Source organism: Mesorhizobium mediterraneum (genome assembly GCF_002284565.1).
Lineage (GTDB): Bacteria > Pseudomonadota > Alphaproteobacteria > Rhizobiales > Rhizobiaceae > Mesorhizobium > Mesorhizobium mediterraneum.
Genome location: NZ_NPKI01000011.1, coordinates 314098 through 325947, shown reverse-complemented (window position 1 = coordinate 325947; position 11850 = coordinate 314098). Strand labels below are relative to the sequence as shown.

The 11850-nt window shown below is 61.9% G+C and carries 10 protein-coding genes; 1 reads left to right on the top strand and 9 read right to left on the bottom strand.

Annotated elements, in window-relative coordinates; all coding sequences use genetic code 11:
- Window positions 1-207: 207 nt before the first annotated feature.
- The 9 genes from CIT25_RS06680 to CIT25_RS06640 form a co-directional block, all read right to left on the bottom strand.
- A complete protein-coding gene (locus CIT25_RS06680; RefSeq protein WP_095483756.1) occupies window positions 208-888 on the bottom strand; it encodes a GntR family transcriptional regulator in 681 nt (226 codons plus the stop codon).
- 101 nt (window positions 889-989) lie between these two features.
- Window positions 990-2627, bottom strand: a complete 1638-nt coding sequence (locus tag CIT25_RS06675; protein ID WP_095483755.1) for a choline dehydrogenase — start codon at window positions 2625-2627, stop codon at window positions 990-992.
- A gap of 53 nt (window positions 2628-2680) precedes the next feature.
- Window positions 2681-4180, bottom strand: a complete 1500-nt coding sequence (locus tag CIT25_RS06670) for an aldehyde dehydrogenase family protein (protein WP_095483754.1) — start codon at window positions 4178-4180, stop codon at window positions 2681-2683.
- A 96-nt stretch (window positions 4181-4276) separates the two neighbouring features.
- Window positions 4277-5188 (bottom strand): dihydrodipicolinate synthase family protein, encoded by a 912-nt coding sequence (locus CIT25_RS06665; protein ID WP_095483753.1) that lies wholly within the window; start codon window positions 5186-5188, stop codon window positions 4277-4279.
- A 109-nt stretch (window positions 5189-5297) separates the two neighbouring features.
- Window positions 5298-6380, bottom strand: coding sequence for a Gfo/Idh/MocA family protein (locus CIT25_RS06660; RefSeq protein WP_095483752.1), 1083 nt, complete (start codon window positions 6378-6380; stop codon window positions 5298-5300).
- Window positions 6373-6957: a DUF1349 domain-containing protein gene (locus tag CIT25_RS06655; RefSeq protein ID WP_095483751.1), complete on the bottom strand. Its 585-nt coding sequence runs from the start codon at window positions 6955-6957 to the stop codon at window positions 6373-6375. The genes CIT25_RS06660 and CIT25_RS06655 overlap by 8 nt, the downstream gene beginning before the upstream one ends.
- Before the next feature lie 76 nt (window positions 6958-7033).
- Window positions 7034-8062 carry a proline racemase family protein gene (locus CIT25_RS06650; protein ID WP_095483750.1) on the bottom strand — a complete coding sequence of 343 codons (1029 nt, stop codon included), beginning with the start codon at window positions 8060-8062 and terminating at the stop codon, window positions 7034-7036.
- Window positions 8063-8390: 328 nt separating this feature from the next.
- On the bottom strand, window positions 8391-9908 hold the full coding sequence (locus CIT25_RS06645) for a S10 family peptidase (protein ID WP_095483749.1): 1518 nt from the start codon (window positions 9906-9908) through the stop codon (window positions 8391-8393).
- Between the two features lie 101 nt (window positions 9909-10009).
- Complete coding sequence (locus CIT25_RS06640) at window positions 10010-11107, bottom strand: lactonase family protein (protein ID WP_095483748.1); 1098 nt, start codon at window positions 11105-11107, stop codon at window positions 10010-10012.
- A gap of 190 nt (window positions 11108-11297) precedes the next feature.
- On the opposite strand from CIT25_RS06640, the gene CIT25_RS06635 reads away from it, so the two are divergent.
- Entirely contained in the window at window positions 11298-11849 is a 552-nt protein-coding gene (locus CIT25_RS06635) for a MaoC family dehydratase (RefSeq protein WP_095484001.1), read from the top strand.
- Window position 11850 lies beyond the last annotated feature (1 nt).

Here is an 11850-nt window from a genome sequence, read left to right as displayed (position 1 = left end):
TTGTTTACAGGATATTGGATACAATAACCATGGGAGTCAAACGAATTCGTCCCACCACCGCTCGGCTTTGATTGTCTTGTAAAGATTTTGCGGAGGCGTCGCGGCTATCCAGATCGGCTGCGCTCGCGTCAAGCCGATTTTGAACGACAGGGCAACATGTGCGCCCGGATTCGACGCAACGAAAAGGCCGATACAGCTGAAGCAGGATCAGCCGGCGGCTTCGCCCCGCTTCAGTTGGCTGACGATTTCTTCGGCCGCGTCGGCGACATGCTTCTTGAGCAGTCTCGATGTCTCGACGGCGTCACGCAGGCGATAGGCTTCAAAAATGTCACGATGCTCCTGCAGCGCTTTAGTCTGCGCCTTCAACGGCTCGATCTGCAGGCGCAGATAGCGATCCGCCGAACTGTAGAGCGTTTGTAGCACCGCCATTGAACGCGGTCGCATCGACGGTTCGAGCAGCGCGGTGTGAAAGGCCCAGTTGAGGCGGCTGAGTTCCTTCGGATCGCCCCTGGCGATAGCAGCCTCGTAATCACGAAGCGCTCGCTCGACATTGGCGATATCCTGATTGGATAGGCGCGCTATGGCCTTTTTGACGAGGAAGGGTTCCAGCAGAAGCCGCGCATCGAACAGGTCGATCGCATCGTCAGCCGATAGATCGGAGACGACTGCGCCGCGATGCGTCCTGATGACGACAAGACCTTCGGCTTCCAGTTGCAGAAGCGCCTCGCGCACCGGAATCCGGCTGACACCCAACTCGGCCGCTATCGCCTCCTGGCGAATCTGGTGGCCGCCGGGATAGTCGCCCCCGATAATTTTGGCGGCTATATATTCCGCCACCATCGCGGTTACGGTTTGGCGCTGCAACAGAGGCTTGGGCGGTGTCGGCATGGCAGGCGCTTTCAGAATCGTTCTACTTGTCGCAGGATCGTATCCAATATTTCATCCTGGTCCAATCTCGGCTTTGCAATCGAGCTTCCGTTTCCCATCGATCATCGCCGATCCGCATAATCCAGGCTCTCTGGCGGCAGCGGCGAGTGGCCGCGCACGCGGTCGACAAGCTTTTCCGCAATCATCATGGTCGGGCAGTGCAAATTGCCGCTGGTGATGCGCGGCATGACCGACGCATCGATGACACGCAACCCCTCGGTCTCGTGCACCTTGCCGTCGGCGTCGACGACCGACATGTCGTCGACGCCCATACGGCAGGTCGAGCACGGGTGGTACTGCGTGCCGAGGTTTTCCTTTAGCCAGGCAAGCACTTCGCCATCGGGCATCGTCCTGAGCCCTGGCGTCAGGGCTTGCCCGCGCATGCCGTCCCAGGCGCGCTGCTGGATGATCTCGTCAGTGTGACGCACGCCGTCGATCAGATCCCGCTGGTCCTGCGGATGCGCGAGGTAATTGGAAATGATCGACGGATGCATCCGCGGATCGGCTGATTTCAGTGTAACGGCGCCCCGGCTCTTCGGCCGCATCAGGCAAGTCTGGTATTGGAACCCCTCCTCGATGTTGACCTTGCCGTGCATGAGTTCGCCCAGCATCGGCAGAAACTCGTGCTGGATGTTGGCGTAGTCGGCAGCCGCACTGCTCCTGAAGAACGTGCCGACTTCCCAAAGATTTGTCACGCCGAGCCCGGAGCGCATGAACAGCCATTGCGCGCCGATCAGGCCCATTTTGAACATGTTCAGGTCCATGGCGGGCGAGACGCCGCGACGCGATGCCCTGTAACGCACCGAAACGGCAACATGGTCGACCAACCCCTTGCCGACACCGGGCACGTCCGCGACCGACTTGATACCCAGACTGCCCAGTTCGTCTGGGCCACCGACGCCCGACAGCAGCAAAAGCTGCGGCGAGTTGAAGGCGCCGCCGCACAGCACCACCTCGCGTCCAGCCTCGACTGTGTGGGTCGCACCATCCGCCTCGTAGGTAACGCCGACCGCGCGCTTGCCGTCGAAATTGACCCGGTGCGCCAGCGCATTCAACTTCAGCTCGACATTGCCCTTGCGGATTGCCGGCCTGAGATAGGCCCTGCCGCCGCTCGCCCGCACGCCCCTGTCGATATTTGCCTGATAGATATGGACGCCTTCCTGGCGATAGGCATTGTAGTCGGGATTGAGTGGATGACCGGCCTGTTGACCAGCCTCGAGAAACGCCTTGAAGACCGGCAGATCGCCTTTGAGTGTCGTGATCGCGATGGGGCCATCGCCGCCTCGATAGGCATTGGCGCCCTTGTCGTAGGTTTCCAGCCTCTTGAAGTAAGGCAGGCAATACGCAAACGACCAATCCGGCAGACCGTCCTGCGCCCACCCGTCGAAGTCGCGCGGATTGCCGCGGACATAGACCATGCCGTTGAGCGACCCGGAGCCGCCCAGCATCTTGCCCCTGACATGCGTGATCATGCGCTCGCCGAGCGCGGCCTCCGGTCCCGTCTCGAAACTCCAGGTCCGGCGCTGGTCGGTCAGCGGGTAGGACATCGCCGCCGGCATTCGAACGTAGATGGAATTGTCGCTCGGGCCGGCCTCCAGCACCAGCACTCGAACGCTCTTGTCCTCGCCTAGCCTGGCGGCGACGATCGAACCGGCGGCACCCGCCCCGACGACGATATAGTCATACGCCTTGGAAGCCATGTCGAACTTACCTTCGCTTGCACTTGACTGGATGTTTCGGCCAGGCTGAGTTCCTATGTCGCCCACCAGATGCTTTTGGTCCGGGAATACTGGTCGAGCGAATGAATGCCTTTGTCCTTGCCGCCGAAGCCGGACGTCTTGAAGCCGCCGAACGGAGTCGTGAAGTCGCCCTCGCAGAAGGCGTTGATCGCCACGAACCCCGCGTCGAGCGTGGCCGATGCCTCGCGAATTGCGTTTGGATTCTCGCCGAAGACATAAGCACTCAGGCCGTATTGCGTGTCATTGGCGCTGCGGATCGCGCTGTCGAGATTGTCGTAGAACCTGACGGAGAGAACCGGGCCGAAGACCTCTTCGCTCCAGGCCTCGGCGCTTTCGGCGACATTGAAAAACACCACCGGTTCGACCAGGCGTGGCGATGTGCCGGTAATTTCTGCTCCCGACACGCTGAGATCATTGTTGTGCCGCTTCTCGTTATCGACGGCGCGATTGACCTTGGCCGCATGGGCGTCGCTGACCAGCGGCCCGATGCGCGTAGCCGGATCGAACGGATCGCCGATCGGCCATTCCTTCATCTTCGTGGCGAGCATGTCGCGAAGATCGGCTTCCAGCGCACGCGGCGCGAGGACCCTCGATATGGATGAACAGAGCTGGCCGGAATTCATCAGGAAGCCGGTCGAAATGTCGTCGGCGAAACGATCGAGCGATTTGACATCAGGCAGGATGATCGCGGGGTTCTTGCCGCCGCACTCCAACGAAATTTCCTTCAAATTCGAATCGGCCGAATAGTGCAGGAAGCGCCGCCCTGTGGCGGTCGAACCGGTGAAATTGATCGCCGAAACGTCGCCATGCAGGCCCAGCGCCTTTCCGGCAACCGCGCCGGTGCCGGGTACGACGTTGATGACGCCAGCCGGGAAACCCGCTTCGATCGCCAACTCGGCCAGCCGCAGCGTGGTGAGCGGCGTATCGTCGGCCGGCTTGCAGACGACCGTGTTGCCGGCCGCCAGCGCCGGGCCGATCTTCAGCGCCAGCGTGGTCAGCGGATAATTCCAGGGCAGGACGATGCCGACCACGCCTTGCGGCTCGCGCACGATCTGGCTGAGCACGCCATTGCGACGGGCAGGGCTGAGATCGTAGGCGGTTTCGGTCAGGCTGGCATACCAGCGCAGCACGCCGACCGTCGTCGGCACATCGTCATTGTAGGAATGCAGGATCGGCTTGCCGACGTCGAGGCTTTCGAGGAGCGCCAATTCGAGCCGATTCTTTTCGACGGCGTCCGCCAGCGCACGGATCAACGCCGCGCGTCCTTCGTGCCCCATCGTGCCCCAGTCCGCCTTCAGCGCCGCGCGGGCGGCCTGCACGGCGAGATCCACCTGCTTCTCGCTGGCAAAGGCGACTTCGCTGATCGTCTCCCCGTCGAAGGGAGACATGATGTTTCTGACGTCGGAGCCGTCGTCGCGGGAAAATCCATCGCCAATCCAGGACGTGTCCAGTCGCCGCGCCGTATCGCGCATCTGCTTCAGGTCGGACACGCCGAACATTGAAACTTTATCCATACAATCCATCCCTGACACATCCATCGGCTGCGGCTTTCGAAGCGCGACCGACGACGCGGAGCTTTGAGTACCCTCGCCTCAGACGTCCGCGTGTGCTCAGGCAGCCCGGCGTGATTGCGTCTTCTTGAGCTGCTCGATCGTCGCTGTGATCGTGGCGATAACGCGCTCGCGCTCCTCGCCGACCAGCGGCAGTCGCGGCGCCCGGGTCCATTCAGGCGCGCCGTAGACGAGGTGCTCGGCCATTTTGATGTATTGAACGAGCTTCACATGCGTATCGAGATGGAAGGACGGGGTCATGATGCGATAGAGATCGCGTGCCCCGGCAAAATTTCCGGCCGCGCAAAGGTTGAAAATCTCAACGCACTCTTTCGGCCAGGCATTGGTCATGCCCGATATCCAGCCCGTCGCGCCGAGCGACATGCTTTCGACGATCTGGTCGTCGACGCCGCAGAAGATATCGAAGCGGCTGCCCAGCTCGATGAACATGTCGGTGACCCGGCGCACGTCACCGGTCTCTTCCTTGACCGCCACGATGGTCGGGCATTCGGCCAGCACCTTGAGGATGGCGGGCGTGACGTCGACGCCATAGGCGATCGGGTTGTTGTAGATCATGATCGGCAGGTCGCTGGCACCGGCGATCGCCTTGTACCATTCGGCCGTCTCTCGCGGGTCGGTTTTGTAGCCGAGGCTCGGGAACACCATCAGGCCTTCGGCGCCGTAATCCTGGAACTTGCGGGCGCTCGCGGCCGCGCCGGCGGTCGAAATCTCGGCAAGGCCGGAGAGAAGCGGAACGCGGCCGGCAACGGCTTCCTTTGCTGCCCGGATGACGGCTTCCTTCTCCTGCGGCAGCAGCGAGGCGTTCTCGCCCAGCATCGGCAGCACGATGATGCCGGAAACGCCATTGTCGATGAGGCGGTTGATGCTCGCCTGCGTCGCTTCGAGATTGATCGAACCGTCCTGGTCGAGCTTGGTGGTAACCGCCGGGAAAACCCCCTGCCAATGCGTCATCGTCTGGTCTCTCCTTGGACTCGCTTTCGCAATAATGTATCCAATCTACAATATTCCATTTGAAAGTCCACTATGAAATCGACCTTGTGGCAACGCCGATACGGCCATGTCACACCACCGGAACGGGCGGATTTCCCTCGAAGCGCGGCACGGACACACGCACCCCCTCTTGCGCCGAGCGTCTGACGGCCAGCGCCGTGGCCAACGAGGCGACGCCGTCCCAACCCGTCGCCGCCGGACGATCGCCATGAAGCACTGCCGCATCGAACTGGGCGATCGTTGTGGCGTAGAGGTTGGCGGGCTCGACCGGGATTTCCGTCATCTCGGTGCCGCGGCGAAGATAGACCCGACCGGACGGCGCCTCATCCAGGATGCCCCGGCCATAGATCGACCCTTCGGTGCCATGGATCTCAAGCGCCGTCTCGTGATGGGCGAAGACCTGGCCCTCATGCATGTAGGCAATCAACCCGGAAGCGAAATTGACGATGGATTGCACCTGGTCCTCCACGCCATTCTCGCCGATCAGGCTGCTCGCCTTCATCGACATGACCTCGACCGGTTCGTCCGCGAGGACGAAGCGCAGAACGTCGACATTGTGCACGGTCAGGTCGTAGATGACCCCGCCCTGTTCCTTGTCCTTCGTGCGCCAGGTCTGCAACTCCTTGGGCAAGTATTCGCAATACATCGCGCGCGCGGCGAGCGGCCGGCCGATTTGGCCTGTCAGCACCAGGTCGCGGATCGCCCTGTGCGTCGCCGCGCCACGCATATGATGGTTCGTCGCCAGGACGACGCCGGCGCGGTCGCAGGCCCTGGCCATCTCGACGGCATCATACAGCGTCAGCCCGAGCGGCTTTTCGCAGAGCACGTGCAGGCTCGCTGCCGCAGCTTCGAGCGTGTCGTCGCGATGCCTAGCATTGTTGGTCGAGACGTAGACTGCATCGATCGCGGTTTCGGCAAGAAGCGATTTGAGGCTTGTCGCGGATACCGGTATCCCGAGATCGTTGGCGAACGAACGGCCGCGCTCCGCACTCCTGCTGACAACGGCCACCAACTCCGCATCCGGCACCGACTGGATTGCCTTGGCGACCCACGAGCGGGCGATCTGGCTTGCCCCCACGATCGCCCAGCGGACCTTGTCCGCATCTCGACGCGCGCGGCTCGCGGCCGGCACCGCTTGGGGCGTGTCAGTCATGGAGTTCCCTCGATATCGCCGGGCCGACCGAAAAATCACTGAATGTGACTTTGAAACCTTCACGTTGCGGCGAGCAGCACATCATGCCGACATCGATCGTTTTCGAGGGTGGGAAATAGGCAAGCCGCACCGGCTTCCAGTGGCCGTCGGACGCATCCAGATACTGGATTCGGATCGCTTCGGCGTGGCGGGTCAGTCGGATCCTGACGCCGTCCGGACTTGCCGGAATGCTGACCAGCGACCAGTCGGACGCATCGTTGGTGACGACGACGGAGAAATACATCAGCCCGTCGGTGAATTCGATGCCGGCCTTGACCCAATGCGTCTCGCTCAGCCGGACCATCAATCCGGCCTGGTCGTAGAGCACCTTGTAGTCGCCCTTGACCGTGACCTCGGCGCTGAAGTCGCCCTCGACCTGGCGATAGAGGAAATGACCGCTGTCGCGCCAGAAATCGTAGAATGTCTCGCGCCAGAAATCAGTCTCCTTGCCGGTGCGCACATTCAAAGTGTTGCCGGAAAACGCGTGATGTGGTGGCGGGTTGAGCCAGGTCAGGTCGGTATTCTTAGATTTCGTCATCGGCTTTTGCCTGTTCGGTTCGCGTTGCGTGATGGGTTTTGCGCAGTCTGATTAGCCGGCAAAGTTTTGTCGGCGGCTACCTGAACCAGGTGTCCGACAGGCGGTAGCCCTCGGGAAATGGATCCTCCGGATCAACCCCGTAGTGGCTCACTCCGGTCAGCCAGGCGCGCCCGGAGATCTCAGTCACCACCGCGGGCACATTGCCCGCCATCGCCGTTTCAACGATGCGGCAATCGAAGACGGTGTCGAGAATCGAAGTATGCCGGAAGCGCTCGCCCACAGCGAGATCGCCGCGCGCATGCAGCAAGGCCATCCGCGCTGAGGTTCCCGTGCCGCAGGGGCAACGGTCGAGCCGACCGGGAGAGACGACCACGGCATTCTTCGAGGTCTTCACGCCGTCGACGACCCGCAGCGGACCGGCGAACTCGGTTTGGTTGACGGTGTTGATCGACGGGTTCTCCGGATGGATCGAGGGAAGCTGTTCGGCCGCTGCCGCCTTGATGCGTTCGCCGAGCTCGATCAGGTCGCGCGCCTCGTCGCGCGCCAGGGTGACGCCGACGTCCTCGGCATCGACAATGCAGTAGATCATGCCGCCATAGGCGACATCGACCCGTAGCGATCCGATCCCGGGCACGTCGACCATCCGGTCGCGATGCATGACGAACGACGGGACGTTGCGGAACGTGATGCGACGGCACTTGCCGCCACTGCAATCCGCCGTCACCTCGACCAGGCCGGCCGGCGTGTCCACCCTGACGATAGTCTCAGCGCCGCGCATCGGGATCATGCCCGCCTCGAGGGCGACCGTGACCGTGCAGATCAGGTTCGAGCCCGACATCGGCACGAAGTAGTCCGACTCCATGACGATCATGCCGATATCGGCGTCGGCGCGTATCGGCGGCGTGATCAGGTTGACGGCTGCATTGACGCTGCCGCGTGGATCGAACAGCAGCATGTTGCGAAGCCACGCGCTTTCGCGTTCCAGATTCTCCATGCGCTCGAACATCGTAGCACCCGGCGGCGGCAGGACGCCGCCAGTGATCACCCGGCCCACCTCGCCCTCGGCATGGGCCCCGACGACCGTAATGACGCGATCCAGGTTCATTGGCTTGTGTCCTCAGGTCCAGGCTTGTCGACGATCATCATGCACCCGGCATGCCTTTGTTCTAACGCGTGCTGCGTATTGCATCCAATATATTGGATTATTGCGGCGATGATTTTTTGTCAATGTGCTCATTCAAAAGAGTTGGCGTCCTGCATTCAAGCCGGCGCCTACACGTAGTGATGGCGACTGGATCCACCCGGTTAGACGAAGACCATCGGGTGATGATCGACTATCCGGCTACAACCGCGTTCATGGCCGCACGCATCGTTCGAAGGCAGCCAAAGCGTCTTTCACATTTGGAAAGCAAAAATTGCTTCACAAAACCGTTTCACTTCGGCGCTTGGTAAAGCTCGGTCGCGGCCTCTCTCAGCGCACGCCGGCTGTCTGGCCTGAAATACATCATGTGGCCGCCTTCCAGCAGGTCGACGCGGATGGGCTTCGCGCCAGGAAGCGAAGGAATCTGGCCGACAAGATAGCGTGACACCAAATAGGGTGTCACCAGGTCGGTGTAGCCGTTGACGATCAAAACGCCGAGGCCGGGGTTCAACGCGCGCGCCTGCTGAAGGTCATCCATCACGCCGACATAGCCCTGACGCGTCGGGCTCGTCCCGTAATCCCAATTGCCGCTGACTTCACGGTTGAGGAGCCGGTAACTTAGATCGGTGCGGAATTTCAATTCGTCACGCATATAGCTGACAAAGGCGGAAGTGAGCACCGGCACGCTTCGGTCGAGGACCGGATCAGGACCGCTGTATCTTAGGCTTTCCGGCGCGATGTCCGCCGTTTCGATCATGCCGTCATAGGCGCTGAGAACATTGCCCCTTGCCCGTGCAAACTCCCTGGCGAAGAGTGCGGTGGGAATGCGTGCAAAGTTTCGCTTGACGAGTTCAAGCGGCAGACCGGTGATTTCGGCCACGCGCGGGCTCGCCAGGCGCCCACCCTCTTCGAGCCCGCTGGCAAGCGCGACGAGATAGTCGCCAAGCGCATAGCGTTCGACATCGGCCAACCGCTCCTGCAACTCGGAACCGGTGACGCCTTCGCTGCGCAGGCGCACCGCCGCCAGCGACGGGAGCTCAAGCGCCCAGTGAAGCGGCTGGAACTCGTCGGGCCGCACGAGTGTGAATTCGAGCGCCGGCGAGATGAGCACGATGCCGCGAGGACTGATGCCGATGTCATCCTGAAGCGTCTTGGCAAGCAGTGCCGCCCGAAACCCGCCATAGCTTTCGCCGGCAAGAAACACCGGTGACGCTGCGCGACCGGCCTGTGCCAGATAGAGCCGGATGAAGGCGCCCATCGAGGCGGCGTCCTGGTTGACGCCCCAGAAGCTGCGTGCCTCGGTTCCGGGCGCTTCGCGGCTGTAACCCGTTCCGACCGGGTCGACAAAGACCAGGTCGGTCATGTCGAGCCATGTGTTCGGGTTGTCCAAAAGCCTCTGCGGCGATGGAAGAAAACTTCCATTAGCCGCCGTCGCCATCACGCGTGGACCGAGCGCGCCGAGATGCAGATAGGCGGAAGCCGCTCCCGGACCACCGTTGAACACGAAAGTGATCGGGCGCTGGGGATCAGGTTCCCGGCTCGGCTCGGGACGTAGCGTATAGGCGACATGAAAAACTTCCGCGGTGACGTCGCCCTTGCCGGACAGCAATGACAGAGTGCCTGCCTTCGCCTGATAGTTGAGCGTACGTCCCGCGATCACGATCGAATGATCGGAGACCTGCGGAGGCGGAAGCAGCGACAGAACCCCACCCGAAGGCGACGGCCGCTCGGCCACTTGCGCATGGCCGGCCGGAAGGCCGCCAACCAACAGCAACATGGCAAGGGTGATTTCTAGCAGCTTGGCACGCATGACAACTCCGGAACGGAACGACTGGAAGCTACCACGCCGATGGCTCAGCCGAAATCACAGGACCGTGCGCGCCCTCGCGGCCAGAAGGAGATCGATGGCTTTCAGCGCACGATCTTCACGCACATCGGCGTGCCGACATCGATGGACCGTCCGGTGTCGGCCAGCCGGCCGGTGGCCATGTCGCGCGCGAAAATCGAGATGCGGTCGGCGTTCTGGTTGGCGGAGAAGAGGTGGCGGCCCGAGGGTGTCAGTGCCAGATTGCGCGGCGTAGCGCCCCCACAGGGCGTGTAATCGACCAGCGCAAGCGCGCCTGTTTGCTGGTCGACGGAAAACACCGCGATACTGTCATGGCCGCGGTTGGAACCGTAGAGGAAGCGGCCGTCGGGCGAGATCTGGATGTCGGCGCAATGATTGCCGTCGCGCGCCTCCGCCGACACGGCCGGCTTCGTGTCGATGACGGTGAGCCTTCCTGACACATCGTCGAGCGCAAGCGACACTATCGTTGAATCCAGTTCGTTCATGACGAACACGAAGCGCCCGCCCGGATGCAGCGCCACATGGCGTGGGCCGGCGCCTGAGGCAAGCACCGACTCCGCCAGTCTGGTCAGGCTGCCGTCAGGCCCGATGCGGTACGAGAAAAGCCGATCGATGCCGAGATCGGCGACGATCGCCACGCCGCCGGCAACCGTGTCGGTGACGCTGTGAGCATGGGGGCGTTCCTGACGAGCTGTGTCGGGGCCAGTTCCGGCATGGGCGACGCTCGACAACGGCGCGGTCAGGCCACCATCCTCGCGTAGTCCGTAGACAACGACCGAGCGATCGGGACCGCCTTCGCCCATGCCGTAATTGGCGACCAGCAGCTTCGTGCCGTCGCGCGTGATGGTATTGTGCGCCGTGATGCTGCCAAGGCTCGGCTGCTTGTTGATGTAGGACAGCGCGGCGGTTTGCCTATCGAAGCGGTAGGCCGAGACCACGCCCTCGCGCCAGGCGAACACTTCGGAGTTGGCATAGATGTGGGAGCCGTCCGGCGTCACCGACAGGAAGGTCGGATTGTCGACGTCACCCGTCTCGGCCAATTTCCGCGTCTCCAGCGTCTCCTCGTCGAAACTGTAAACGCTGAGCCCGACGCCGCGCGCGCCCTGAAAATACGGCGCCTCGCGGTTGAGGCTGCCAACGAAGACCAGACAGGCATTCTGCATCAAATCCTCCCTTGTTCCGCCGGCGTAGCCCGCCGCGGATTGGGGCAAAATTTCGCCTGTTCACGCTTGCAACACAACCCCATATGTGAAAATACTATTCACAAAAGAAGATTGCGGGAGGATCGATCATGCAATTTGCTGGCCCGCGGCGCGCCCGGACGGATGATCCGTGCTTCCAACGGATACCGTCATGACTGGTTTCGCGCCGACCGTCGGCGTGGCGTCGACACATCCCGCCAACATGCCGAAGGACCACGCCGATCTCCCGGTCTGGAACGCGGAGAACTGGTTCTACGAGGACTGGCCGGTCGGCCAGAAAATCCGTTCGCTGCGCAGGACCATGGCCGAGGGCGACAGCCACCTTTTCAACGCGCTGGTGCTCGATATCCACCCTTACGTGCAGGACCAGATGTTCGCCGAAACGGAAGGCATATTCGGCAAGCGCCTGGTCGCCGGCGCCTTCGTGTTCTCGGCCGGGCTCGGCCTCGTCGCCACCAATTGCGTCAACGCCTTCTCCTATGGCTACGACAAACTGCGCTTCATCAAGCCGGTGTTCATCGGCGACACGATCTATTCGATCCGCTCCAACCTCGACAAGAAACCCAAATACAAAGAGATGGGTCTGATCCGCGCCAGCTATGAAGTCTTCAAGGGTGAAGGAGAGCTCGTACTTTATTGCGAGCACCTGCAGACGGTGAAATACCGCAATCCGGCCGATTTCGCCGGCAAGACAGAGAAATAGG